This is a genomic window from Streptomyces montanisoli (assembly GCF_017813245.1).
GTDB lineage: Bacteria > Actinomycetota > Actinomycetes > Streptomycetales > Streptomycetaceae > Streptomyces > Streptomyces montanisoli.
This window is the reverse complement of sequence record NZ_JAGIQL010000102.1, coordinates 1-25619: the sequence shown is the minus strand read 5'-3', so window position 1 is coordinate 25619 and position 25619 is coordinate 1. Positions and strand designations below refer to the sequence as shown.

Sequence of the window (25619 nt, the reverse complement as noted above, 5' to 3'; positions counted from 1 at the left end):
AAGGAGCAGGGAAAGACCATCGGTCAGTTGGTGGAGGCGCTGGCGACGGCCCGGCCCACCGCGCGCGACACGAACCCGGCCGCGCGCCAGCAGAGCGCCAGCGCCGTGCCCAGCTCACGGCCCAGCGGGACGAGCACGGTCCGCCACAGCCACCCGACCGGAACGACGAGCAGGGCGGTGGCCAGCAGCGCGAGCCCGGCGCCGACCGCCCGCGCGAGCCACGCCGCCGCGCGCCCGAGCGGTGTGAGCACACGGCGGTACAACCACACCAGCGGCGCCACCACCCCATAACGCACCACCGGCACCACCACCCACCGCCACAACGCGGCCCATGGCCACCAGAACACCGCCATGCCGAGCCACGCCAGCGCGTTCGCCAGCGGCACGCACACCCACACGTACAACCGGCCCCACACGTACGCCGCACCACGCCCGAACGGTGTCAACACACGCCGGTACAACCACACCGACGGCACCACCACCCCGTAGCGCACCACAGGCACCACAACCCACCGCCACAACGCGATGGCGGCCCACAGCAGTGGCAGACCGACCAACACCCGCACCGCCCAAGCGAGTCCACGCCCGAGCGGCCGCAACACGGCCCGGTCGACGGCCCGCACCGACCAGCCCAGGGCGTCCCACACCATCCGCACGGGCAGCACCACGACGAACACGACGACCCGCAACGGCAACCGCACGGCCGCCACGAGACAGCCCTCGCCACCCTCGCCGGTCCCACCGGCCCCCTCGTGCTGTCCACGCTCCATGCAGACAGGGACGCCGTGGGGGCGCGCGCGGATGCGGTCGCAACGCCTCTTCTCCCGCGGTGCCACCAAGGCGTCAGAACACCGACAGGCCGGTGGCCGTGGTGAACGCGTCCAGGGCGGCCACCGCGGCGACCGAGTTGCCCGCCGCGTCCAGCGCGGGCCCCCAGGCGCACAGCGCGGCCCTTCCGGGCACCACCGCGAGCACGCCTCCGCCCACCCCGCTCTTGCCCGGCAGCCCGACGCGGTAGGCGAAGTCGCCTGCGGCGTCGTAGGTGCCGCAGGTCAGCAGCACCGCGTTGACGCGCTTGGCGTCGCTGCCGGACAGCAGCCGAGCGCCGCCGACGCGCAGACCATGGTGCGCCAGGAAGCGACCTGCCAGGGCCAGATCGCGGCATGAGGCCGCGATCGCGCACTGGCCGTAGTAGTGCTCAAGGACCTGCTCCACCTCGTTTTCGAGGTTGCCGTGGCTCGCCAGGAAGTGGGCGAGGGCCGCGTTCAGGTGGCCGTGCGCGGCCTCGGACGCGGCGATGTCGCGGTCGGTCGCCAGGTCCGGATTGCCGGACTCGGCGCGCAAGAGCTCCCGTACCTGCCCGGCGGCGTCGCCGGTGAGGCTCAGCAGCCGGTCGGTGACGACCAGGGCCCCGGCGTTGATGAACGGATTGCGCGGGATGCCCTGCTCGTTCTCCAACTGGACGAGCGAGTTGAACGGGTTGCCGGACGGCTCGCGGCCCACGCGTCGCCAGAGTGCGTCGCCGCCATGGGCGAGGACGAGGACGAGGCTGAACAGCTTGGAGACGCTCTGGATGGAGAACGGCCGCTCCCAGTCGCCGACACCGTGCACCTGCCCGTCCACGGTGGCGATCGCCATGCCGAACGCATGGGGATCGGCGCCGGCGAGGGCCGGGATGTAGTCCGCGATCCGCCCGCGGCCCGCGGTGGCCCGGGCAGCGCGCATCGCCTCGCGAAGCAGTTCCTCGTAGTCCATGGGCGCCATTGTCCAGGTCCATAGCCCGCCTGCCGGGTTCGTGCCCGCACACCAGGCACAACCCGGCCCCCGCTCAGAAGGCGAGCGGGGGCCGGGGATGGCAAGAGAGCAGGCTTCAGGGCAGGAGAAGGTTCCGCTGTCCCGCCTGCACGCTCTTCGTGAAGAACTCGTAGTCCTTCTTGGAGATGACCAGAACCTGGGCGTCGGGGTCGCCCACGTCAACGGAGTCGCGCAGGGCCACGACCCCATCGACGAACGCGACTTCCAGGCAGTTGTCGCCGCCGTTGGACATCTCGCTCTTGGCCCACACGGCGTTGGTGAGGTCGACCTTCTTGTTCATCTCTAGCAGTCCTTGATCAAGTCGTGGATGAAGCGGCGCGAAGCTTGCCCGTCGAGAGCCTGCGCGCGAAGGAAGTCCAGCGCTGCCTCATAGCGGCCAATGTCTCTATCTTCCTCCAGGTACAGAGAGGTTGTCATCGACTCCACGACGGCAACCGGCGGCCCTACGTGGAAGTGCAGGAGCTGGAAGGAGCCGTCGATGCCGGCGTGGGCCCCTGCGGAGAACGGAAGGACCTGTATGGCCACGTTGCCGCCCGGTTCCGTCACATCCAGCAGTTTGCGAAGCTGGCCACGCATGACCTCTGGCCCACCGGCCGTCCGGCGAAGCGCCGACTCGTCGAGGATGCACCAGAACTCGATGGGGCTCTCTCGCGTCAGGGCAGCCTGGCGGGCCATCCGAAGAGCGACGAATTGCTTGATCTCCCGTTTCGATGGCCATTTGTGGCTGCTGTCGACGATGGCGGTGGCGTAGTCCTCGGTCTGGAGAAGGCCCGGCACCACGTGCAGATACGACTCGGCCTTGGAGGCCATGCCCTCGAGATTGAGGAACTCCTCGAACTCCTGGCTCCGGATGGCATCCTTGTACTCGTCAAGCAGGTTGGTCCTCTTGCCCGAGGCAGCCAGGGAGGCCATGCCCTTGACCTTGGAGACAGTCCCCTCGGCGTCAACCCCGTAGACCTGCAAGAAGGCCGTCAGACCGAGCCCGGACACCCGCTGCTTGCCGTTCTCGATCTTGCTCAACGCCGGTTTCCCGGACAGGCCGAGCCTCTCCGCGGCCTCGTCCATGCTCAGCCCGGCGGCGATGCGCAGGGAGCGCAGAGCCGATCCGAAACGGCGCCTGTGGACGTTCGGTCGTGCTTCCGCCACAGCTTCCTCCTTCATGACCTCGCGCAGCGTACCGTCGGCACCGTTGCGGGCATATGCCAATTCAAAAATGAGCAACGTTTCTCATCAACGCAACTTGCTTTACCTGTTTCCAATACGGCACAGTGACTGTCAGCCAACGGTACCAACTCTCCGTGTTGGCCATGCCGTTGTTTCCGAACCGCAGCGGAGCATCGCATCGCTTGCCCACTGCGCACTCGTCTCGGAGGGACAGCCCGTGACCACAACCGCATCCCGCCCCCACGCAACGGGCGATCCCCGGCCGTGGGGACCAACGGAACAGTCAGTATCGATGAGAACGATCATGAATGGTGAGAGGACCCCGGCGGCATAGCCGGGGTCCTCTGTCGTGGCCCTGTTGTCTGCTGTGACCCGGTCATGTAGCGCTGAGTGTCTACGCAGGGCTGCTGTCGCGCTGCTGGAGGGCGGCGAAGTCGGAGTGTGCCATTTCGGCCCTGTTCTCGTATAGCTACCGCCAGGTGGCGTGCAGCGCTGAGTAACTACTTGGGGCTGTAGTCGAGCTGTCGGGCGCTTCGCCCGTCTGGCTGATCTGATGGGTTCCGTCCCCGTACGTTCCAGGGCCATGACTACGACCGTCACCGCGCTGCCCCCGGATGAGCAGGTACGCGCGCTCGCTGCGTTCGCCGCCGATCAGCTGCGGCAGACCACCGACAAGTTGAAGCAGCGCGTGCCCGAACTCGCCGAGGAACCTCTCATGGACGACGGGGAGCTGATCTTGAGCATCCCAGCGACTCTGGGCAAGGCCATCGGCCATTACGCCCGCCTGCTCCTGGACGCTCTCGACTGCCCGGCCGCCGGCCCTGTGGCGGCCCGCTCGATCTGGCGGACCATGCTGAACACCTGCGTCGTCTGGCGTGACGATCCTGCGCTATCCGCTGACCTTCACGACGCACTGAGCTGTTCCCAGTAACGGTTGGTCACCGTCCGTGAACGCGAGGCGTGTCGCGCGGTCTGCGGCATCCCCAAGTCCGGGCAGACGTAAGGCCCCTGGTAGGAACGATCTTGCGACAGATTGTTCTGACCGAGGGGCCTCACGTGTCGACCAGTGTCACATACACCGCCGTGCTCGATGTGAAGCGGTCCACCGCCGAGCACCTGGCCGGCCTCTTGCGCGACCACCGGATCGTGGCCAGGACCCGCAAGGGGCGACGCGCGCTGGGCTGCTTCAAGCAAGCCGTGCTCGTGCTGCGCTGGTTCCTCGACGGCACTCGCATGGCCCAACTCGCCTGTGACAACGGCCTGTCTGCCTCCACTTCCTACCGCTACCTCCACGAAGGACTGGCCGTTCTGGCCGCCGGCGCACCGGACCTCGCGACCGCGCTGGAGCGTGCGAAGGCAGCCGGGCTGACGCATCTGAACCTCGACGGCACTGTCATCCGCACCGACCGCGTCGCCGCCCCCGGCCCTAACGGCGCAGACCTCTGGTGGTCCGGAAAACACAAGCACCATGGTGGGAACGTGCAGGTCATCGCCACCCCGGACGGCTGGCCGATCTGGGTCTCGTCAGTCCGGCCGGGCCGGGAACACGACACCACCTGCGCCCGTCACCACGGGCTGGTCGAGGCGCTCAACCGGATCGCGGCCGAGCTGGACATGCCGACCCTGGTCGACCTCGGCTACGAGAACGCCGGTAACGGCTTCCGCCACCCCTTCAAGAAGCCCGCCGGAGGCGAGCTGACCGAGGGCCAACAGACCTACAACAAGGTCATACGCGGCATCCATGGTGTCTGCGAGCGCGCCAACTCCCTGCTCAAGACCACCTTCAAGGCCCTGCGCAGAGTCAGCCTCGACCCCAGCCGCATCACGAAGATCGCCGCCGCAGCCCTCGTGCTGCTCCAACTCGAGTACGACCGCACTATCTGGACGGTCACACAGCGCCATGATCCGTTACTGGCAAAGACTCACTGTCCACCGCCGAACCGCTGTAGTCATTGCTCGGTGGCGGCGAAATCGGCGTGCGCCTGCTCGACCGCGTCCGGGTACGCCTGCCGCTTGTCGTGCTCGGCCAGCGCCCGGTAGATGCTGGAGAGGCTGGGGTTGTGTCCCTTACGGCGGCCGGTGGGGATGAGCAGGTCGGGCTGGATGCCCTCGACTGTCTCGCCGTTCGCGCGGCGGCGGAGCACGGTGTGCAGCATGTCGTCGGTGATGACCGGCGGCCGGCCGCCGTGGTTGCCCTTGCGGGCCGCGGCGTCCAGCCCTTCGAGGGTGGATTCCCGGATGTTCTCCCGCTCCGTCTCCGCCATCGCCGCGAAGAACCCGAACAGCAGGCGTCCCGGCCCGCTGGGGTCGTACATGCCCTGGAGGGGACCGGCGAGCATCTCCAGCACCAGGCCGTGCGCGGTGAGGTGGTCGGCCAGGGCTGTCAGCTCGGCGGCGTCGCGCCCCAGCCTCTTCATCTCGTTCACCGTGAAGATGACCCGGCAGTGCGGGGCGTGCGCCTTGATCTCGCGGGCGGCGGCGAGCGCGGCCTCGAACTGGGGGCGGACCCGCACCCGGGTGCTGATCTTCTCGGAGAAGATCTTGTCTCTCGGGATGCCGTGTCCGGCGAGGGCGTCGAGCTGTGACTGGAGTTCCTGGGTGAGGCTGGAGCACCTCGCGTACCCGATGCGGATGTCCGCGCTCGGGGTGTCCGGGTCGACTGGCGCCGGCGCCGGGGTGCCGGGGCGCCAGGGTTGGCCGGGGCCGCGGTCGGCGGGGGTCGGCACGCGCAGGAGTTTCGCGAGCCGGGGCACCTTGGTGAAGCGGCCGGTGTGATAAGTCCCGGCGACCGCGCCGGAGCGCGAGCGGCAGGGTGAACCTGACGACGCGTGACAGCGTGGGCAGGCGTGGCGCTCGACATCGTCCGCTTCGGACGCGAGTGCGGTTTGAGGGTCCGTCATGACCCCGAATGCTGTCATAAATATTTCCCAGAATGTGCCTGGTTCCACTTTTGAGTGAGAACGTGTTGTGACAGTGAATCCGGGTTCCGGGCCGCTTTCGCCGACCGTTCTGGATCTTGCTCCGGCAAAGGGTCGTTTGTGAGCCGCCCATCCCGGCAGCCGACGGGACGCCGCGTCTCGACTTCACAGGAAACTCACCCCACCCGTCGAAACTCCTTGCGAAGCAAGCGAGTTCAACATAAGTTGATCGCGCACAGTCAGAAGATCGTCGCCGAATGCAAACGAGGGGACCATTGGTGACAGTCAGATCTCGTACAGCACTCTTCTGCGCGGCCTCCAAGTCACTGGCGAGACGCCGAATAAGGAAGCCGATCGGCGGCTTCCTCGCGTTCTCAGCGGCTCTCGTACTGGTCTTCACCACGGCGACCGCGGCACAGGCGCACTACGTCTACCAAGACGACGAGGTGTGGTCCAACACGGACTCCTCGAAGTGCCTCTACACCTACGCGGAGGTCTCCCACGGCAGCGGAGGCGGCTACGCCAAGTCCTACGCGCTGGCCTCTTCGGGCATTCCCCTCTCCGAGTCATGCATCCTGGTCTGGAACCGTCCACCCGGCAATCTGAAGACCGGATGGCAGTACTACTACTGGGACGGCTCCCAATGGGGCATATGCCAGCAGCTCGCGGGCGACCAGAACCCCGATGGCACATGGACCGGCTACACCAACACCACCAAGACCTCAAGAATGGAACTCACCTACGACTTCGGCATCGCTCCACCCTGCGGTGGCGGCTACTACGGCACCATGGGCGCGGGAGCCGTCTACTACGGCGGTCAATGGTACGGCAACACCGTCTCCATCTGGTCCGGCCAACACTTCATCGAGCCGTAGCAGCCCACGACCCAGGAGAGACGCGTGAAGAAAGTCCGAATATCCATAGCCATGACCGCTGCGGCGGGAGCGCTCCTGATCGGCGCCGCCGCGGTGAACGCGTCCGCGGAGGAACACGCCGAACCCGCGAAGTCCCACCAGACCGCCACGAACGAGCGACCGCCGGCGCCGCCCGCTCCCGAGTGGGTCAACCCCGACGGCACGGTGGATGAGAGCAAGATGCCCAAGGAAATGCCGCTCATCGGCTCTGACGGCAAGGTCGTCAAGAACGCGGACGGCAAGCCGCTTATGGTCAAAACACGCGGTCTCATCAAGCCGTCGGGCCCCCCGTCGCCCCCCGCGCCGGGCCTGAAGGCTGGGGAACACCGCTCGAACGAAAAGGACGAGAACGGCCGGATGGTTGAGAAGGTCGAGGCCAAGCCGTCCGTGCCGCCCGCGCACTGAGGGACAAGCAGCGGCGGAGGGGGCGAGGAGACGGTATGGGTGCGGGCCAGGTTGTGTTGCGTCTGCTGGAAGCGGTGTGCGCGGTCGTCGCGATGCTCTTCGCTCTGCTTCTCGTGCTGGCCACCGACTATGAAACCCTGCGAGCCGCCTACCACAACGGTGCTCTTACCGGGGTGGTCATAGTCTTCGTGGTGGTCTGCATTGCCTGGCTGGTTCTGTGGCGCAAGCGCACTGGGCGGCGTGTGTCCGCCTGGCTGGTCGTCGCGCTGCTGGCCTGCGGCGCGTGTGCGCTCGTCCTGGTGGCCGTGGTGAGGGGAGCGGCCCTCAGCACGAACCACGAGCCGCATATCGAGCCCGCAACCACGGGCACCCCGCCCCCTCCGGCGCCGCCTCCCGCCGCAACATGAGCGGGAAGCTTCTCAAAGATCATGTAGCCCCCACCCCTTGTGCGGCGCCTGAACGAGCGCAACCATCTGGCCGACACCAACGCGCTCACCGTCACCCCCCGTGCCCTGGATGACTTCTTCGACCGCTTCGAGGCTCCGGCCCCCGACGAGGACGCGATCAGCACCGACGAACTAAACGGGGCGCTGGCGGTGCGGTGATCAGCTCACCCACTCGTAGCTGTCCTCCTCGTCCCACCCGGGTCCCTGGTCATCGCCGCTGAGCAGGTCGTTGATCTCCTCCTCGGTGCGCTCGACGTCATCCATACCCCTCATGATGCCGACTCCCGCCCCGTACGGGGCTCACTCGTCGTTGCAGTCGTCGTCGAGATCGACGGCGTCCGGGTCGCGCAACGGGCGCAGGCCGTCGCCCGGCTGGGAGGCGGTGAAGCTGTAGCGGCCCAGAACGTTCAGATTCCTGTGCTTGAGCGGGGACAGCCGGGCCACGTCCTCGTCCCTGATCTCGTGGCCCTCGGCGCGGAGCTGGGCGATGGCGGCGTCGATGTACCTGGTCGTCCAGAGCACGACCGCGTTCAACACGAGACCCAGCACCCCCAACTGATCTTCCATCCCGTCTCGGTACGCCTGGTGGATGGTGCCCTTCTTGCCGTGGCAGATGTCACGGGCCAGCTTGTGGCGGGACTCCTGGACGGTGAGCTGCTTGTGCATCTGGCGGCGGTAGGTGTCGTCCATGGGGTCGACCACGGCGAGCAAGTGCATAGTTTTCGCGATACGCCCGTACTCAACGAACGCTTGGCCCAGCGGGGTCGGGTGGCCCTCGCGTCCGAACATCCGCAGCAGGTCGTAGGCCCGCACCTGGTTGGTGACCAGGGAGCCGGCCACCCGCAGCATGTCCGGCCAGTGGGTGATCACCTTCTTCACGTTCACCTTATTGCGGGCGATGGCCTCCAACGGCCCGTACCCGCCCGCCGTCTCGGCGCCGGGCATCGCCGCTTTCCAGAACCGCTGGTCGGCCAGGTCCTTGAAGCGCGGGGAGAAGCGGTAGCCGAGCATCTTGAAGATGCCGAACACCATGTCGCTGTAGGAGGCGTTGTCGGTGGCGACCATCTCCGGCTTCACCCCGCCGTCCAGGTTCAGCAGCGCGTCCAGGATAAACAGGGAGTCGCGCGGAGTACCCGGGACGACCATCTGTCCGATACCGATCACCTGGTCATTGATCGCGTTCAGCCAGGTGATGCCCTTCTTCTTCGCGAAGTACTTCGGCGAGGGCGCGGCGTTGATGGTCCGCGTGGGGACGACGAAGCGCAGGCCGTCGACGGAGGCGAGCAGGCCTCTGCCCCAGAACTGCACGATCGGCACCCGCCCCTGGGCGGCGATCAGGGCGGCGTTCGCCGCGGCGATGGTCTCGGCCCGCAGGTAGTACTGGTCGACGTGGACCAGCCGGGAGCGGGTCAGCGCCTCGTAGCCCGGGTTGATGACCGGCGTCATGCCGATGTTGCACGCCTCCGAGACCAGCAGCGCGACCATCGACGTCGTCAAGTCCTTCATGCGGGTCCCGCCGTCGCCCAGGTGCACGAAGGTGTCCAGGAACCCGGTCCACGCGTGCACCTCGAACAGCAGATCCGGCAGGTCGATCTTCGGAAGCATCTTCTCGACGCGCTCGCGCAGCCACTTCAAAGACTTCGGCTCACCCAGCGCGTGGAGCTTCTCCACGTTCAGCTTCGCGCGGCCGTTGGGCTGCACCTCGATGCTGATCTTCGCGTCCGGGCCGGCCTCCTCCAGCCGCTCGGCCATCTGCTTCCATGTCGCGTCCAGCACGTCGACCAGCTCCCGAAGGTGCTGCTCGGCGTCCTCGTCCAGGCTCAGGCCCGCCAGGACGTCCTCGCGCACCGCCTCCCACCTCTTGCCCGCCAGCAGGCGGGCGCGCGGATCGGCCCAGCGGTGCGAGGGGGAAGCGAAAATGTCGCGGCGCCTGAGGGCTCCGAAGAGCTGTTCCAGCACGCACACCACGTACGCGTCGCGGTCCACCGCCCCCTGCGGCAGGTCCGCGTTCGCGTACACCGCCTTGCGCCAGTGCGCCGGCACCAGCTTCTCGTCGACCTCACGCGGCAACAAAGGCTTCTCGCCCACCTTCCTGCGCGACAGCGCCGGGAGGCGCTGCACCCCGGTCAGAATTCGCCTGCCGGCGGGCGCCGCGTCCAGCGCCTTCGACTCGCCCAGCAAGGACAGGAACGGCTTGACGGTGTTGTAGCGCAGCGCCAGCGCGCTCCGCAGCGCGGTCTCGGCCGTGTTGTCGTCCTCCGGCACCAGGCTCACCACCACGGTCGCCGCGCTGGACAGCGCCGCCCGGGGTGCGACCTCTTCCAAGGCCCGCCACAGCGCGCTCACGTCGACATCGCATCCGGTCTGCTCGATGAGCTCCAGCTCCTCGATGAACACCGTCGCCGCCCTCGCCACGAGCCTTGACGCCTTCTCCAGCTGCGGCAGAGTCGACAGGCGCTGCTTGTCCGTGGACCGCTTCGCGGCGCTGATCAACCGGGTGGCCATCAGGATCTCGAACAGGTCCAGGGCGTCGTCGATCGCCTTGGCCTCCAGATGACGCATCACCGCGGTGAGCATCGCCGTGCGCTTGGGCTCACTGGTCCGCTCCAGCTTCGCCGCCTTGGTACCCAGCCCGTAGCGGGCCAGCGCGGACAGCCGGTTCGGCGGGAGCTTGTCCAGCTTCACCCGCCCCAGCTGGAAGGCGGCGATGTCCTCGACCCGCTGCAAAGCGCCTTTCATCGCGGTGCCCGTGGTCCGCGTCGGCGGTCGGCGCATCCGCTCCAGCTCCGAGATCCGCTTGCCCTCCGGCGTCTTCAGCGTGGCCACCAGATCCCCGGGCAGCGCCGCGTCCGCCCGCCGGACCTCCTTGGCGACGGTGGAGTGCAGCCGCCCCTCCGCGGTTCTGCGGACCTCGGCAACCTCCCGGGCCAGCACGCTCACCCCGGGCAGCAGCACCCGATTACGGCGCAGCCAGCCCACCGAATGATCGAACAATGCCTTCGGCCCCTCGGCGTGCGCCGTCCAAGCCCGCCCGTGCAGAAACGCCCGGAACCTCCGGCCCTGATCGTGGTCCTCGTACGGGTGGTAGCCGTACGCCTCACGTATCTCCCACGCGTGGTCGTACACCGTCTGACGCCGGTCCGCGTACCGCTTCACACACGACGCGTCCTCGATCCCCAGCTGCTCCGCCAAGTGCTCCACCACCGGCCACGGCACCTCCAGCGGATCCTCACCCAGGAACAGGCCCACGTAGCGCACCGTGCACATCTGGAGCGCGAACCCGAGCTGGTGATGCTGCGTACGCCGCAGCGCGATCAGATTCCGGTCCACGTCATCCAGGAAGAGGAAGCGTTCCAACTCTGGCTTCGTAGGCTCCTCGGCAAACTTCCCGTACGCCTCAGCTTGCTCATCAGTCAAAAATTCCACCGGCATGAGGCGGACATAACCACCCACCCACGAGCGGCGAGGATCTTTCCCCGAACATCTGCACAAAACAGATCGCTTGTGCTAATGAATCACAGAAGACCGACCATGATCGTTCTCATCGATACTGACTGTTCCGTTGGTCCCCACGGCCGATCCCGGGTACAGCGAGACCTGTCCCTGCGAGGCGAAATCCGCGGCGCGCGCTCGCTCACTCGTCCGAGCTGCCTTACGCACCTGGAAACTCGAACAGCTCATCGACGACGGAACGTTGATCGTCTCAGAACTGGTCGGCAACAGCGTCCGGCACAGCAACTGCCGCCTCGTGCACGTCAGCGTGTCCCTGACCGGTCCCGGCCGGGTGCGGCTCTCCGTGTCGGACACGTCGACGACCGTCCCCGTGAAACAAGAGGCCGGCGAGGACGACACAACGGGACGTGGGCTGCAACTCGTTGACGCGCTGGCCCACCAGTGGGGAACCGACCTGCGCCGTGGCAAGAAGATCGTGTGGGCGGATCTCGTCGCGGGCGGCGAGCCCGCGTGATGGCCTCTGCCAGCAGGTCTCCGCACAGGAACCACGACGGTCGGGAGTGGGTCGCCGGCATGTGCTGGCTGTACTGCCGACGCGACGGGATACCCGTCCTGTGGCTCGGTCCCGTCAGCTCCCATGGCATGCAAGCACCCCTGTTCGGCTGCGAGCTCTGCATCGCGGAGCTGGAACACATGGTCTGGCAGTACTTCGAGGCGAACGATTCGCCCCTCTGATCTCCCGCACCGGCCGTTCCCCGATCAAGAAGGGGTCAACCCCGACCGGGACGGGTTGCAAGGTCCCACCATCCTCAACAGGAGGTTGTTCAGCGTGACGGCAACTTACGTACCGTTCGGCGCCAAGGCGCCCGCACCCACGTTCGTGGTGCACATCGATCCGGCAACGTTCGCCTACGACGAGCACCGCCAGGTGAACGTCACAACGGGTGGCGACCTGTGGGCGAACGAGCCGATCGCGGCCTCGTCCACGGCGACCAACAACGACACCACGCCCGGCAACCCGCCCGACGAGACGTCGGACCCCTATGTCTTCCCCGAGCCCGAGCCGGAGCGCGTCCCAGCGGACCACCGGCTCGTGACCGCGGCGGCGTAGGACCGTGACGACGCCGCGCGGGCACGTCCTCGTCGTTGCCGAACGGCTCGATCCGACAGCCGATCTCGTGGTGCACGCGCTCAATGAGCACGATGTGCCCGTGGTTCGGTTCGATCTGGCCGAGTTTCCCCAGTCCGTCGTCCTCGCCGCCGAACACCAGGCCGATGCGCCTGGTTGGGCAGGCACGCTGGTGAGGGGAGAGCGCGCGGTGCCGCTCCAGGGGGTCCGGGCCGTCTACTACAGGCGGCCCGGTCTCCCGGCCCTCTCCGCGGAGGTCGAAGAGGCCTACCGGGAGTGGGCTGTGTCGCAAGCGCTGGTGGGCATGGTGCAGATCCTTGCTTCGCTCTCCGTCGTGTGGATGCACCATCCGGATGTGTACCGGGCCAGCGCCCACAAGCCCGGCCAGCTTGTCAGCGCCACAAACGCCGGTCTCCAGGTTCCGAGATCGTTCGTCGGCAACGATCTGGCCGCAGCCCGGAGATGGGGCGAGACGATCGGTGGGCCCCTCGCCTGCAAGCCGATCACCGCGGCCTCGCTCCGCCTGCCCGACTCGCCTCCGACCATGATCCCAACGCGTCGCGTCGAAGTCTCGGACCTGGATGAGTCACTTGAGCTGACCGCGCACTACCTTCAAGAATGGGTGCCCAAAGACTACGAGGTGCGGCTCACAGTGGTAGGCCGCCGCATGTTCCCTGTGGCGATCCACGCCAGGAGCGACAAGGCCAGAGCCGACTGGCGCAGTGACTACGACGCGCTGGAGTACGAGCCGGTGGCGATCCCCGAGCAGGTTGCCGGTGCGGTCCTCCGGTTCATGGACCATTACGGATTGAACTACGGGGCCTTCGACTTCGCGGTCCGCCCGGACGGCCAGTGGATCTTCTACGAGTGCAACCCGGCCGGCCAGTGGCAGTTCATCGCCAAGGCCACCGGGCTTCCGATCGCCGAGGCGCACGCCGCACTGCTGACAGGAGCGATTTCTTGAGTTACCCGGATGACGGGGGCACCAGTGCTTTGCGTTCCTCGCTCGCCCAGCGACTCGCACAGGAGGGTCACCTGCGGTCTCCGCAGTGGCACAGCGCCGTCGAGGAGACCCCACGACACATCTACGTGCCGCTCTTCTACCGACAGGTCGAGGGCAAGTGGGAGTCCGTCAACGCCGACGATCCCGACTACTTCGATACGGTCTACAGCAACACGGCGCTGACGACGCAGGTCATCAGCGGACGTGCCACGTCGTCTTCGAGTCAGCCGAGTCTCATGATCGACATGCTTGAAGAGCTGGGCATCGAGGACGGCCAGAAGGTCGGGGAAGTCGCCACGGGTACCGGTTACAACGGCGGCCTGATCTGCCATCGTGTGGGTGACCAGCACTTCGTCACGATGGAGCTGGACCCAGAGCTCTCCCGACTGGCGAAGACTCGCTTCCAGGAGTGCGGATACTCCCCGGTCGTGGTGGCCGGAGACGCTCGGGCCGGCTTCCCCTGCCACCCGGAACTGGACCGCCTGATCGTCACGTGTGGTTTCGACGCGTTCCCATACGCGCTGGCTCGCGCTGTGCGCCGGGGCGGCGTGGTCGTCTGTCCGCTGGGGTGGGGGAACGCACGCCTGACGGCGGGGAAGGACGGGGTCCTGGAGGGGCGCTTCCTGGCGGGCGGCTCGTACTTCATGCAGGCACGCGCCGTGGGAAGTACGGGCGGTGTCCCCTATCCCCACGATCCCGGCAGGTTCACGGAACGGACGGCGCAGATCGATCACTCCCTGGTTCGGGACGAGATGTTCCGCTTCGCTCAGTCACTCGTCCTCGGTGAATGCAACGAAGCCACCGAGTTGGACGGGGAGGGCAACGCCACCGGGTACCGCATCTGGAGCCGTGACGGCTCGTGGGCCTCGGTGGACGGCACGAAGGTTCGGCAGGCCGGTCCCCGCCGGCTGTGGGACGCGGTGGAAGAGATCCATGCGTGGTTCGAGACCCACGGTCGTCCGGCGCGCGACCGGTTCGGAGTGACGGTCACCGCCGACGCTCAGCACTACTGGCTCGACGAGCCAGGCAGCCCCGTTCCGCTGTCTCTCGTCCCACCTGAATAACCCGGCTTCGGACGCCAGCCCACCGGGCCCGCATCCTGGCGAGGCTGCACCGGGTGCCGCGCGACCACACCGGTCGGGCGCTTCACTCCCCCTCTTCCTCACCGAGGCGCGCCAGCCGGGTGGTCACGTCGTCGGCGAGGCGGGTCAGGAGGCGGGCCAGGTCGTCGCGGTCCTGGCGCGGCCAGTCGGCGATCGCCTCGGCGAACCAGCCCAGCACGGACGTCACGTAGCGGGTCGCCGCGTCCGCGCCCGCCGGGGTCGGCTCGATGAGGCTGGCGCGCCGGTCCTCCGGGTCGGCGACCCGGTGGACGAGGCGGCGCCGCTCCAGGTTCTGGACCTGACGGGTGACGTGCGGCCCCACGACCTGCATCCGCTCGGCGATCTCGCCGACACGCAGCGGCTTCTCGGCCCGGCAGACTTCCAGCAGCACGCCGAGGGCGGGACGGTCGAGGCTGAGGCCGGCCGCCTCGGCGGCCCGCTCCGGGAGCCGGCCCTTGGAGATGGCGGCACTGAGCTGCGTGATGCGCGGGAGCACCGCGGCCAGGTCAGCCTGTGCATCCTCCGGCCGTGGCGGCTCGGGGGGCTCCGGGATCATGACACTCCATTTGCTTACCTGAGTTAGGTATCTGTATGGTGAAGGGGCAGTCGGCCCACGGGGATTCGCGCGGCCGCAAACAATATACCTGAGGTACGCATATTTGCTGCCCCGGCACGAGAGGTGAGAAGTCATGGACCACTCAGCAGCACGCCACGCACGCCGTGTATTGATCTCCGGAGCGAGCATCGCGGGCCCCGCGCTCGCCTACTGGCTCAACCGCTACGGATTCGACGTGACCGTCGTCGAGAAGGCGTCCGCCGTCCGCGGCGGCGGATACGCGATCGACATCCGCGGCACGGCCCGCGACGTCGCCGACCGCATGGGGCTGCTGCCCGAGCTGCGCGCGGCGCACGTCAACACGCAGCGCCTCAGCTTCGTGGACGCGGCGGGCGAGCCGGTCGGCTCGCTCGACCCCAACGGGGTCACCGGCGGGGAGGACGGCCTCGACCTGGAGGTACGACGGGGAGACCTGGCCGACGTGCTGTACACGCCGATCCAGGACCGGGTGGAATTCCTCTTCGACGACTCGATCGCCACGCTGGACGACGACGGCGACGCCGTCCACGTCGTCCTCGACAGCGGAACGCGCCGCACCTTCGACCTCGTCATCGGCGCGGACGGGCTGCACTCGAACACGCGCCGGCTGGTCTTCGGCCCCGAGGAGCCCTACCACCACTACCTCGGGCACGTCTTCGCCGGCTTCACGCTGCCGAACGAGTTCGGGCTCGCTCACGAGGGCCTCGCCTGGAACGAGCCCGGGCGCGCCGCCATCCTCTACGCCCACGAGCCGTCCCAGTACCTGCACGGCTTCCTCGCCTTCACCAGCGAGAAGCCGCCCTACGAGGCGTTCCGCGACCCGCGGGCGCAGTGCGACCTGGTGGCCTCCCGCTACCCGGAGCAGGTCTGGCACCTGCCGCGCCTGGTGGAGGCGATGCGGGAAGCCGACGACCTCTTCTTCGACATCGTCAGCCAGATCCACATGCCCACGTGGTCCCGCGGCCGCGTCGCGCTGGCCGGGGACGCGGCCCACGCGACGTCGTTCCTGTCCGGCCAGGGCAGCAGCGTCGCCCTCGTCGGCGCATACGTCCTGGCCGGCGAACTGGCCACGCACGCGGACCACGCCGAGGCGTTCGCCGCGTACGAGAAGAGGATGCGGCCCTTCGCCGAACGCAACCAGGCGCTCGCGACCGCGGGCGGCACAGTGGTGACGCCGACGACACGCGAGCAGCTCGACGCCCGCAACGCCGCCCTGCGCGCGCCCCAGGCATCCGCGATGCGGGAACACGCGGAGACCGACGAGGCGCACGCCGCGCACACGGGGCTCGTCCTGCCGGACTACGCAGAGGCCGCCGCCTGAGTCCGGCCGCGTGCCGCGGTGTGGGGAGGACTCAGACGACCGTCAGCGGCAGCAGCTTCTTGCCCGTCGGGCCGACCTGGATGTCGAGGTCGAGCTGAGGACAGACGCCACAGTCGAAGCACGGCGTCCAGCGGCAGTCCTCGACCTCGGTCTCGTCCAGCGCGTCCTGCCAGTCCTCCCAGAGCCAGTCCTTGTCGAGGCCGGAGTCCAGGTGGTCCCAGGGCAGGACTTCCTCGTAGGAGCGCTCGCGGGTCGTGTACCAGGCCACGTCCACGCCGTACGCGGGCAGTGTCCTCTCGGCGCACGCCATCCAGCGGTCGTACGAGAAGTGCTCGCGCCAGCCGTCGAACCTGCCGCCGTCCTCGTAGACCGCGCGGATCACCGCGCCCACGCGGCGGTCGCCGCGGGAGAGCATGCCCTCGACGATGCCGGGCTTGCCGTCGTGGTAGCGGAAGCCGATGGAGCGGCCGTACTTCTTGCTGCCGCGGATGCGGTCACGCAGCTTCTCGAGGCGCGCGTCCGTGTCCTCGGCCGACAGCTGCGGCGCCCACTGGAACGGCGTGTGCGGCTTGGGCACGAACCCGCCGACGGAGACCGTGCACCGGATGTCGTTGGCGCCCGAGACCTCGCGGCCCTTCTGGATGACGTTCATCGCCATGTCGGCGATCTGGAGGACGTCCTCGTCGGTCTCCGTGGGCAGCCCGCACATGAAGTACAGCTTCACCTGGCGCCAGCCGTTGCCGTACGCGGTGGCGACGGTGCGGATCAGGTCCTCCTCGGAGACCATCTTGTTGATGACCTTGCGCATCCGCTCGCTGCCGCCCTCGGGCGCGAAGGTGAGCCCGGAGCGGCGGCCGTTGCGGGTCAGTTCGTTCGCCAGGTCGACGTTGAACGCGTCGACGCGGGTGGACGGGAGGGACAGGCCGATCTTGTCCTCCTCGTACCGGTCCGCGAGCCCCTTGGCGATGTCGCCGATCTCGCTGTGGTCGGCGGACGACAGCGACAGCAGCCCGACCTCCTCGAAGCCGGTCGCCTTCAGGCCCTTGTCGACCATCTCGCCGATGCCCGTGATGGAGCGCTCGCGCACGGGGCGCGTGATCATGCCGGCCTGGCAGAAGCGGCAGCCGCGCGTGCAGCCGCGGAAGATCTCCACCGACATGCGCTCGTGCACGGTCTCCGCGAGCGGGACGAGCGGCTGCTTCGGGTAGGGCCACTCGTCGAGGTCCATCACCGTGTGCTTGGCCACGCGCCACGGCACGCCCGACCTGTTCGGCACGACGCGCCCGATGCGGCCGTCCGGCAGGTACTCGACGTCGTAGAAGCCCGGCACGTACACCCCGCCGGTCTTCGCGAGGCGCAGCAGCAGTTCCTCGCGGCCGCCGGGGCGCCCCTCCGCCTTCCAGGCGCGGATGATCTCGGTGACCTCGAGGACGGCCTGCTCGCCGTCGCCGACCACGGCCGCGTCGATGAAGTCGGCGATCGGCTCCGGGTTGAACGCGGCGTGGCCGCCCGCGAGGACGATCGGGTGCTCTTCGGTGCGGTCCTTGGCCTCCAGCGGGATGCCCGCGAGGTCGAGGGCCGTGAGCATGTTCGTGTAGCCGAGCTCCGTGGAGAAGCTCAGGCCGAACACGTCGAAGGCGGAGACGGGGCGGTGGCTGTCCACGGTGAACTGCGGGACGCCGTGCTCCCGCATCAGCGCCTCCAGGTCGGGCCAGACGCTGTACGTGCGCTCGGCGAGGACGCCCTGGCGCTCGTTGAGCACCTCGTAGAGGATCATGACGCCCTGGTTGGGCAGCCCCACCTCGTACGCGTCGGGGTACATCAGCGCCCAGCGCACGTCGCACTCGTCCCACGGCTTGACCGTGGAGTTCAGCTCACCACCGACGTATTGGATCGGCTTCTGTACATGCGGGAGCAGAGCTTCGAGCTGCGGGAAGACCGAATCGGCAGACATCGCGGATCTTTCGTGGGCCGGTTGGGTGGCGCGCCCGAACGGGCGCGATTAACCAGCGTACCGCGCGTCACGGGCGCCTCTCGCCGTGGATCCCCGCCGATCCGGGCGTCCGCCGCCCGCCGGCCCGGGCGTCCGCCGCCCGCCGGCCCGCTCACGTCCGCGTCATGCCGCTATCGGCCGCTGCAATCTGATCGACTGCAGCAGTCCCACCGCGATCCACACCGCGAACATGGAACTGCCTCCGTAGGAGACGAACGGCAGTGGCAGGCCGGCCACCGGCATGATGCCCAGCGTCATGCCGATGTTCTCGAACGACTGGAAGGCGAACCAGGCGATGATCCCGCCCGCGACGACCGTGCCGTACAGCTCGCTCGTCTCGCGGGCGATGCGGCAGGCGCGCCACAGCACGATGCCGAGCAGCAGCAGTATGAAGCCGGCCCCCACGAAGCCGAGTTCCTCGCCCGCCACGGTGAAGACGAAGTCGGTCTGCTGCTCGGGTACGAACTGGCCGGTGGTCTGCGTGCCGTGGAAGAGGCCCTTGCCGAGCAGGCCGCCCGAGCCGATCGCGATGCGCGCCTGGTTGGTGTTGTAGCCGACGCCCGCCGGGTCGAGGCTGGGGTTGGCGAACGCCGCGAACCGGTTGAGCTGGTACTGGTCGAGGATGCCGAGGGACGCGACGGCCACGGCGCCGACGACGCCGGCGCCGATCAGCCCGAGGATCCAGCGCTTGGGCGCGCCGGACGCCATCAGGCAGCCCAGCACGATCACGGCCATGACCATGACCGAGCCGAGGTCGGGCATCAGCATGACGACGACCATGGGGACGAGCGCGAGCCCCAGCGCCTTGGCGACGGTCCTGTGGTCGGGGTGCTCGGTGTCGCCGGCGTCCACCCGTGACGCGAGGATCATCGCCATGCCGAGCAGGATGGTGATCTTCGCGAACTCGGACGGCTGGACGGAGAAGCCGCCGCCGATGACGATCCACGAGTGCGCGCCGTTGATGGTGGAGCCGAGCGGCGTCAGGACCGCCAGCATGAGCAGGACGGAGAGGCCGTAGAGGATCGGCACGGCCCCGCGCAGGGTGCGGTGGCCGAGCCAGATGACCGCGATCATCAGGGCGAGGCCGATGCCGGCGTTCATCAGGTGGCGGATGAAGAAGTAGTACTGGTCGCCGTGGGTGAGCGAGTTGCGGTTGCGCGTCGCCGAGTACACGAGCAGCGAGCCGATGAGGGACAGCGTGATCGCGGACAGCAGCAGGGGCCAGTCCAGCTTGCGCAGGATCGAGTCGCGCGCCGCCATCCGGGCCCACGCCGAGCGGCGCGGCCCGTAGCCGGAGACCGAGAAACCGCTGGTACCGGCCATGGCTCAGTCCCTCCGTGGGAGTGTCGCGGGCGGCCCGGCCGCCACCTGCTGGGTGCCGCCCCCGGTGCCGGCGGGCTGTCCTGAGGCGTTCGGATCGGGTGACGCGTTCGGGTTCGCCGTGGCGTTGGGGTCGGCGGACGCGTTCGGGTCGACCGGCTCCTTCTTCTTCGGCGGGGAGTAGGGCTTGAGCTTGGGGGCGTCGATCGAGCCGTCGGAACCGATCTTCGGCAGGGAGGTGAGGGGCTTGGGCAGGATGCCCGCCTTCGGGTTGACCTTGCCGTCCGCGCCGATGCCGTACATCGCCTCGTAGATCTTGCGGACCGCGGGGCCCGAGCCGCCGGAGCCGGTGCCGCCCTGCGAGATCGTCATGATGACCGCGTAGTCCTTGGTGTACGTGGCCAGCCATGACGTGGTCTGCTTGCCGGCGACCTCGGCCGTACCGGTCTTGGCGTGCAGGGTGATCTTGTCCTGCGGCCAGCCGCCGAACTGCCAGGCGGCGGTACCGCTGGTGACCACGCCCGCGAGCGCCTTGTTGATGTAGGAGATGCTCTTCTTCGAGTCCGGCAGGTGCCCGGCGACCTTGGGCTTGATGGGCGTGACGTGCTTGCCGTCGGCGCTCAGGACGGCCTTGCCGATGCTCGGCTCGTACATCGTGCCGCCGTTGGCGATGGCCGAGTACATGACGGCTTCCTGGATCGGGGTGAGGAGCGTGTCGCCCTGCCCGATCGCGTAGTTGAGCGAGTCACCCGGCCTGACCTGGTAGCCGTCCTTGCAGTTCTCGTACTCGATCTGCTCGACGTACGAGCCGCCCTTCTTGCCGTTCTTGCACCAGCTGGCCTTGTTGGCGTCCCAGTAGTCCTGCTTCCACTGGCGGTCGGGGACGCGCCCCGCCACCTCGTTGGGCAGGTCGATGCCGGTCTTCTTGCCGAGGCCGAACTGGTGGGCGGTCTTGAAGAACCAGTCCTTCGGGTTCTTCGGGTGGATGCCGCCGTCCTTCTTCCACTGGTCGTAGGCGATGCCGTAGAAGACGGTGTCGCAGGAGACCTCGAGCGCCTTGGCGAGGCTGATGTCGCCGAAGCTCTCACTCTCGTAGTTCTTGAAGGTGCGGCCGCCGACGTTCATGGACGAGGTGCACGGGTAGCCGCCGTCCTCCGGGTAGCCGGCGTCGAGGGCCGCGCTGGTGGAGATGACCTTGAACGTCGAACCGGGGGCCGACTGGCCCTGGGTGGCGCGGTTGAGCAGCGGGTAGTTGGACTTCTTGTCGGTGAGGTTCTTGTAGTCGGCGGAGGAGATGCCGCCGGTCCACACGTTCGGGTTGTAGGTGGGGTTGCTGGCCATCGCGATGACCCGCCCGGTGTGCACGTCCATCACGACGGCGGCGCCGGAGTCCGCCTTGAAGTTCTCGCCGCTGACCGGGTCGAACTGCTTGCGGAGGTTCTTCATCGCCTGCGCGAGTTCCTTCTCGGTCAGGGCCTGGACCCGCGAGTCGATGCTCGTGACGAGGTTGCTGCCGGGCTGCGAGGGCGTGGCGCCGGCCTTGCCGATGACGCGCCCGAGGTTGTCCACCTCGTAGCGCGTCACGCCCGACTTGCCGCGCAGCTGCTGGTCGTACTCGCTCTCGAGGCCGGCCCTGCCGACGTTGTCGGAGCGCAGCAGCGGGTTGTCGGTCTTCTCGGACGCCGCGACCTCCTTGTCGGTGACGGGGCCGAGGTAGCCGAGTACCTGGGCGGCGTTGACCCCGACGGGTCCCGGGTAGCTGCGCACGGCGGTGGGCTCGGCGGTGATGCCGGGGTAGTCCTCGCGCTGCTCCATGATCTGCAGGGCCTGCTTGGTGGTGGCCTTGTCGGTGATCGGGATCGGCTGGTAGGGCGAACCGTTCCAGCAGGGCTGCGGTGTCTTCGCGTCGCAGAGCCTGACCCGGTCCATGACGTCCGCCGCGTTCAGGCCGAGGATGCCGGCGAGACGTGTGAGCACGGCCTTGCCGTCGTCGGGCTGCTTCAGCAGTGCGGTGCGGTTGGCGGAGACGACGAGCCTGGTCGCGTTGTCGGCGAGCGGCACGCCGCGGTCGTCGACGATGGAGCCGCGCACGGCCGGCTTCACGACCTGCTGGACGTGGTTGTTGTTGGCCTCCTGCGTGTACTGCTGGCCGTTGCGGATCTGGAGGTACCACAGGCGGCCGCCGAGGGTGAGCAGCAGGGAGAAGACCAGGACCTGGATGGTGATGACCCGGATCTTGACCCGGGGCGTCCTGCCGGTCTCGGGAATGTTGCTCACAGCCGCTTGACCCCCTTGATGCGTCCCGCCTTCGCGGCGCGGTTACGGGCGGCCCGCACGCGCAGCCCGCCGCGCTGCCCTCCGATGCTGAGCCCGGTGCCCGAGCTGATCCAGCCGGCCGCGACGTCCGAGCCCGCGCCGGGCCCGGTGCTCTTCTGCGACTCGGCCAGCGGGTCGTTGTCGGCCTTCCTGGCGAGCGCCATGATCCACGGCACGGTGAACGGCGCGAGCAGCAGGTCGTACACGGCGGCCGTGAACAGCAGGCCGGCGAGGCCGACGTGACGGGCCGCGGTGTCCCCGACGAGGGCGCCGACGCCCGCGTACAGCAGCGTCGAGCCGAGCGCGGCGCACAGGACGGCGAGCATCGGCGCGAGCGCCGATCTCATCTGGCCCTTCTCGGGTTTGACGAGCCCGGCCAGGTAGCCGATCACGCACAGGACGAGCGCGTAGCGCCCGGCCGCGTGGTCGGCCGGTGGCGCGAGGTCGGTCAGCAGCCCGGCGAAGAAGCCGATGAGGGCGCCGCCGACGTGCCCGTAGACGAACGCGAGGGCGAGGACGACGAGGAGCATCAGGTCGGGCACGGCGCCGGGCAGGTGGAGTCTCGCGAGTACGGACACCTGGAGGACGAGGGCGACGACGACCAGTGCGGCCGAGAGCAGGATCCTGTTGATGCGCATGGGGGTCAGCTCTCTTCCTAGTGTCCGGCGTTCGCGTTCTGCCCGGCGTTCGGGTCGGGCAGCACGCCGCCGCCGTCGGCCGTCCCCTGCCCGTTGCCCTGGCCCTGCCCGTTGCCCTGGTCCTGGCCGGTGCCCTGGTTCTGCCCGGTGCCGGCCGACGGGGTGACGGTGACCGTCACGGTGGGCGTGGGCTTGACCTTCGGCTTCGGCGGCAGGACCGTGTCGCGCGGGTCCTTCCTGGGGGCCTGGACGACGACGCCGACGACGTCGAGCTTGGTGAAGCCCACGAACGGCTGGACGTACACGGTGCGCGTCAGGTTGCCGGCCGACGGGTCGACCCTTACGACCTTGCCGACCGGGACGCCGGGCACGAACGGCTTGTCCTTGCTGGAGCCGAAGGTGACCATCCGGTCGCCCGGCTTGACGTTCGCCTTGGTGTTCAGCAGCTGGACGGACAGGGGCCGGTCGCCCTGGCCGGTCGCGAAGCCGAGCTCGTTGGTCTTCTCCAGGCGCGTGCCGACCGTGAAGTCGGGGTCGTTGGCGAGGAGCACGGTGGACGTGCTGGGGCCGACCGTGGTGACCCTGCCGACGAGTCCGTCGCCGTTGAGCACCGTCATGTCGCGCTTGATGCCGTCGTTGCTGCCGATGTCGATGGTGACGGTCCACGAGAAGCCCTGCGCGGCTCCTATGGCGACGACCTGCGCGCCCTTCACGCCGTACTGCCCGGCGCCCGCCGTCCTGAGGATCTTGTCGAGCTCCTGGGCCTTGGCGCGGTTGGCGTCGCCCGTGCCGAGCTCGCGCTTCAGCTTGGCGTTCTCGTGTTCGAGCGTGGTGATGCGGTTGTGACGGGTGTTCGAGTCCCGTACCGCCGCGATGGCGTTGCCCACCGGGTCGACGGCGCCGGCCACGCCGTTCTCGACGGGGCCGAACGCTGCGGCGGCCGCGCGGCGCGCGCCTTGGACCGGCGAGTTCTCCCCGCCGCGGATGTCGACGGTGATCAGGGCGAACGCGACGACAATCAGCAGCACCAGGAGCAGCCGGCTCTCCTTTGTGTCCCTCACGTGCGGCGGCCGTGCCTTCCTCGTAGGAATGTCTCTGCCTGTGTATCAACGACCCGCCGTGCGGCAGGGCAACGTGCGAGCGGCGGGTCGCCGCCGGGACGCCGGCCACCGGCCGGGCGAACCGGCCGGTCGCCGGCCGGGACGGTCAGCGGCGTGGCTGCGCGTCCAGCACCTGCTGGAGCGCCTCGAACTCCTCGACGCACTTGCCGGAACCGAGCGCCACCGAGTCCAGGGGGTCCTCGGCGATGTGGATCGGCATGCCCGTCTCGCGGCGCAGCCGCTCGTCGAGGCCGCGCAGCAGCGCGCCGCCGCCGGTGAGGACGATGCCGCGGTCCATGACGTCGCCGGACAGCTCGGGCGGGCACTTGTCGAGCGTCGTCTTGACGGCGTCGACGATGGCGTTGACCGGCTCCTCGATGGCCTTGCGCACCTCGGCCGCGGAGATGACCACGGTCTTGGGCAGCCCGGAGACCAGGTCGCGGCCGCGGATCTCGGTGTGCTCGTCCTTCTCCAGGTCGTACGCGGAACCGATGGTGATCTTGATGCTCTCCGCGGTGCGCTCGCCGAGCAGGAGCGAGTACTCCTTCTTGATGTGCTGGATGATCGCGTTGTCGAGCTCGTCGCCCGCCACCCGGATGGACTGCGCCGTGACGATGCCGCCGAGCGAGATCACGGCGACCTCGGTCGTGCCGCCGCCGATGTCGACCACCATGTTGCCCGTGGCCTCGTGCACCGGCAGCCCGGAGCCGATCGCCGCGGCCATCGGCTCCTCGATGATGTGCACCTGGCGCGCGCCCGCCTGGGTGGACGCCTCGATGACGGCGCGGCGCTCGACGCCGGTGATGCCCGAGGGCACGCAGATGACGACGCGGGGCCTGGCGAGGTAGCGACGCTTGTGGATCTTCAGGATGAAGTACCTGAGCATGCGCTCGGTGATCTCGAAGTCGGCGATCACGCCGTCCTTCAGCGGCCGGACGGCGACGATGTTGCCCGGTGTCCGGCCGATCATCTTCTTGGCCTCGGCGCCTACCGCGAGAATGCCGCCGGTGTTGGTGTTGATGGCGACGACGGACGGCTCGTTGAGTACGATCCCCCGGCCTCTGACGTACACCAGCGTGTTGGCGGTCCCGAGGTCGACAGCCATGTCACGGCCGATGAACGACATGTTGTTCCCCATGAGGATGCGTCTGGCCTTCCCAAATCGAGCATTGATGGCTTTTCAGGATGGCGAGGTGGGTGGTGGAGCGCTCGAAGCCGATGGCTTGCGTGGCGTGAAGCTCATCGTAGTGCCGTCGACCCCGGATCGGCGCGCTGGCCCACCTCAGTATGGGTGACGAAGTGTCTTCGCGACGCGTTCCCGCGCGGGCGGAAGACATTCCCTGGAGCGACCGAATTCCTCCGGTCGCCCCAGGCCAACAGGCTATTCGGCTGACAGCCGGTCAGGAAAGGCCGGGAAAGAAAATCTTCAGTTCCCGAATGGCGGACTCCTCCGAGTCGGAGGCGTGGATCAGGTTCTCCCGGACAATGGTGCCGAAGTCCCCCCGGATGGACCCGGGCGCGGCGGCGATCGGGTCGGTCGGCCCGGCGAGGGCGCGCACCCCCTCGATGACACGCTCGCCCTCGACGACGAGCGCCACGACGGGTCCGGACGCCATGAACTCCACCAGCGGCTCGTAGAACGGCTTGCCCTTGTGCTCGCCGTAGTGCTGCTCAAGGGTGTCCTGGTCGAGCGAGCGCAGGTCCATGGCGGCGATGCTCCAGCCGGCCTTGCGCTCGATACGCCCGATGACCTCGCCGACGAGGTGACGCCGCACGGTGTCCGGCTTGAGGAGGACGAGGGTGCGCTGGGTCGTCATGGGTGCGGCTCCTTGGGTAACGGGGTGACGCTGAGCGGAACAGTGCTGCGAGGTTACCGGTGGCGCCGCGCGCCCCGGCACGCACCCGCACCCCCGGCCCTGCGGCCCGCACCCGCCGGCGGCCGGACCGGCATCCGGGCCGACCCCGCGCCCGGCGCCGGGCGCGGGG

Annotated in this window: 24 protein-coding genes and 2 pseudogenes; 11 read left to right on the top strand and 15 right to left on the bottom strand. The window is 68.5% G+C overall.

Annotation, left to right across the window (positions count from 1 at the left end):
• Positions 1 to 23: 23 nt before the first annotated feature.
• The 4 genes from JFN87_RS22165 to JFN87_RS22150 form a co-directional block, all read right to left on the bottom strand.
• Entirely contained in the window at positions 24 to 770 is a 747-nt protein-coding gene (locus JFN87_RS22165; RefSeq protein WP_209342554.1) for a hypothetical protein, read from the bottom strand.
• A gap of 73 nt (positions 771 to 843) precedes the next feature.
• Positions 844 to 1755: a glutaminase gene (locus tag JFN87_RS22160; RefSeq protein WP_209342552.1), complete on the bottom strand. Its 912-nt coding sequence runs from the start codon at positions 1753 to 1755 to the stop codon at positions 844 to 846.
• A 115-nt stretch (positions 1756 to 1870) separates the two neighbouring features.
• Positions 1871 to 2095, bottom strand: coding sequence for a DUF397 domain-containing protein (locus JFN87_RS22155; RefSeq protein WP_209342550.1), 225 nt, complete (start codon positions 2093 to 2095; stop codon positions 1871 to 1873).
• A 2-nt stretch (positions 2096 to 2097) separates the two neighbouring features.
• Complete coding sequence (locus tag JFN87_RS22150; RefSeq protein WP_245180836.1) at positions 2098 to 3036, bottom strand: helix-turn-helix domain-containing protein; 939 nt, start codon at positions 3034 to 3036, stop codon at positions 2098 to 2100.
• Between the two features lie 526 nt (positions 3037 to 3562).
• Between JFN87_RS22150 and JFN87_RS22145 the strand changes: the two genes are divergently transcribed.
• Both JFN87_RS22145 and JFN87_RS22140 read left to right on the top strand, forming a co-directional pair.
• Positions 3563 to 3910, top strand: coding sequence for a hypothetical protein (locus tag JFN87_RS22145; RefSeq protein ID WP_209342548.1), 348 nt, complete (start codon positions 3563 to 3565; stop codon positions 3908 to 3910).
• A gap of 125 nt (positions 3911 to 4035) precedes the next feature.
• A pseudogene (locus JFN87_RS22140) lies at positions 4036 to 4857 on the top strand (HARBI1 family protein); the annotation flags it as partial.
• Between the two features lie 71 nt (positions 4858 to 4928).
• Here JFN87_RS22140 and JFN87_RS22135 read toward each other — a convergent pair.
• Together JFN87_RS22135 and JFN87_RS34645 are read right to left on the bottom strand one after the other, a co-directional pair.
• Positions 4929 to 5705, bottom strand: coding sequence for a recombinase family protein (locus tag JFN87_RS22135; RefSeq protein WP_307865550.1), 777 nt, complete (start codon positions 5703 to 5705; stop codon positions 4929 to 4931).
• Positions 5706 to 5879: pseudogene (locus JFN87_RS34645) on the bottom strand (zinc finger domain-containing protein); the annotation flags it as partial.
• A gap of 296 nt (positions 5880 to 6175) precedes the next feature.
• Here JFN87_RS34645 and JFN87_RS22130 point away from each other — a divergent pair.
• The 4 genes from JFN87_RS22130 to JFN87_RS22115 are packed head-to-tail and all read left to right on the top strand — an operon-like array spanning position 6176 to position 7821.
• Positions 6176 to 6772: a hypothetical protein gene (locus JFN87_RS22130; protein ID WP_209342544.1), complete on the top strand. Its 597-nt coding sequence runs from the start codon at positions 6176 to 6178 to the stop codon at positions 6770 to 6772.
• A gap of 24 nt (positions 6773 to 6796) precedes the next feature.
• Positions 6797 to 7216, top strand: a complete 420-nt coding sequence (locus JFN87_RS22125; protein WP_209342542.1) for a hypothetical protein — start codon at positions 6797 to 6799, stop codon at positions 7214 to 7216.
• 35 nt (positions 7217 to 7251) lie between these two features.
• The gene (locus JFN87_RS22120) at positions 7252 to 7623 is read left to right on the top strand and encodes a hypothetical protein (RefSeq protein WP_209342539.1); all 372 of its coding nucleotides are present in this window, start codon (positions 7252 to 7254) and stop codon (positions 7621 to 7623) included.
• A gap of 39 nt (positions 7624 to 7662) precedes the next feature.
• Positions 7663 to 7821: a hypothetical protein gene (locus JFN87_RS22115; RefSeq protein WP_209342535.1), complete on the top strand. Its 159-nt coding sequence runs from the start codon at positions 7663 to 7665 to the stop codon at positions 7819 to 7821.
• 141 nt (positions 7822 to 7962) lie between these two features.
• Here the strand turns inward: JFN87_RS22115 and JFN87_RS22110 are convergent, their stop codons facing one another.
• Positions 7963 to 11094, bottom strand: a complete 3132-nt coding sequence (locus tag JFN87_RS22110; protein WP_209342534.1) for a Tn3 family transposase — start codon at positions 11092 to 11094, stop codon at positions 7963 to 7965.
• A 130-nt stretch (positions 11095 to 11224) separates the two neighbouring features.
• Here JFN87_RS22110 and JFN87_RS22105 point away from each other — a divergent pair, with 130 nt between their 5' ends.
• From JFN87_RS22105 to JFN87_RS22090, 4 genes are all read left to right on the top strand, one after another.
• A complete protein-coding gene (locus tag JFN87_RS22105; protein WP_245180834.1) occupies positions 11225 to 11629 on the top strand; it encodes an ATP-binding protein in 405 nt (134 codons plus the stop codon).
• 315 nt (positions 11630 to 11944) lie between these two features.
• Positions 11945 to 12226 carry a hypothetical protein gene (locus JFN87_RS22100; RefSeq protein ID WP_209342532.1) on the top strand — a complete coding sequence of 94 codons (282 nt, stop codon included), beginning with the start codon at positions 11945 to 11947 and terminating at the stop codon, positions 12224 to 12226.
• A 4-nt stretch (positions 12227 to 12230) separates the two neighbouring features.
• On the top strand, positions 12231 to 13208 hold the full coding sequence (locus JFN87_RS22095; RefSeq protein WP_209342531.1) for an MvdC/MvdD family ATP grasp protein: 978 nt from the start codon (positions 12231 to 12233) through the stop codon (positions 13206 to 13208).
• Positions 13205 to 14311 carry a methyltransferase domain-containing protein gene (locus JFN87_RS22090; RefSeq protein ID WP_209342529.1) on the top strand — a complete coding sequence of 369 codons (1107 nt, stop codon included), beginning with the start codon at positions 13205 to 13207 and terminating at the stop codon, positions 14309 to 14311. Before JFN87_RS22095 ends, JFN87_RS22090 begins: the two co-directional genes overlap by 4 nt.
• Positions 14312 to 14393: 82 nt before the next feature.
• Here the strand turns inward: JFN87_RS22090 and JFN87_RS22085 are convergent, their stop codons facing one another.
• Positions 14394 to 14906 (bottom strand): MarR family winged helix-turn-helix transcriptional regulator, encoded by a 513-nt coding sequence (locus JFN87_RS22085; RefSeq protein ID WP_209342527.1) that lies wholly within the window; start codon positions 14904 to 14906, stop codon positions 14394 to 14396.
• A 133-nt stretch (positions 14907 to 15039) separates the two neighbouring features.
• Here JFN87_RS22085 and JFN87_RS22080 point away from each other — a divergent pair, with 133 nt between their 5' ends.
• Positions 15040 to 16266, top strand: coding sequence for an FAD-dependent monooxygenase (locus tag JFN87_RS22080; RefSeq protein ID WP_209342525.1), 1227 nt, complete (start codon positions 15040 to 15042; stop codon positions 16264 to 16266).
• A gap of 31 nt (positions 16267 to 16297) precedes the next feature.
• On the opposite strand, the gene JFN87_RS22075 is transcribed toward JFN87_RS22080, so the two are convergent.
• The 7 genes from JFN87_RS22075 to ndk form a co-directional block, all read right to left on the bottom strand.
• On the bottom strand, positions 16298 to 18220 hold the full coding sequence (locus JFN87_RS22075) for a TIGR03960 family B12-binding radical SAM protein (protein WP_209342523.1): 1923 nt from the start codon (positions 18218 to 18220) through the stop codon (positions 16298 to 16300).
• A gap of 162 nt (positions 18221 to 18382) precedes the next feature.
• Positions 18383 to 19582: a rod shape-determining protein RodA gene (rodA, locus tag JFN87_RS22070; RefSeq protein WP_209342521.1), complete on the bottom strand. Its 1200-nt coding sequence runs from the start codon at positions 19580 to 19582 to the stop codon at positions 18383 to 18385.
• 3 nt (positions 19583 to 19585) lie between these two features.
• Entirely contained in the window at positions 19586 to 21856 is a 2271-nt protein-coding gene (gene mrdA, locus JFN87_RS22065) for a penicillin-binding protein 2 (RefSeq protein ID WP_209342519.1), read from the bottom strand.
• Positions 21853 to 22533, bottom strand: a complete 681-nt coding sequence (gene mreD / locus JFN87_RS22060; RefSeq protein WP_209342517.1) for a rod shape-determining protein MreD — start codon at positions 22531 to 22533, stop codon at positions 21853 to 21855. Before mreD ends, mrdA begins: the two co-directional genes overlap by 4 nt.
• Positions 22534 to 22550: 17 nt before the next feature.
• On the bottom strand, positions 22551 to 23594 hold the full coding sequence (mreC, locus tag JFN87_RS22055; protein ID WP_209342516.1) for a rod shape-determining protein MreC: 1044 nt from the start codon (positions 23592 to 23594) through the stop codon (positions 22551 to 22553).
• Between the two features lie 145 nt (positions 23595 to 23739).
• Positions 23740 to 24759, bottom strand: a complete 1020-nt coding sequence (locus JFN87_RS22050) for a rod shape-determining protein (protein WP_030911584.1) — start codon at positions 24757 to 24759, stop codon at positions 23740 to 23742.
• 274 nt (positions 24760 to 25033) lie between these two features.
• On the bottom strand, positions 25034 to 25450 hold the full coding sequence (gene ndk, locus JFN87_RS22045) for a nucleoside-diphosphate kinase (RefSeq protein WP_209342515.1): 417 nt from the start codon (positions 25448 to 25450) through the stop codon (positions 25034 to 25036).
• Between the last annotated feature and the right edge of the window lie 169 nt (positions 25451 to 25619).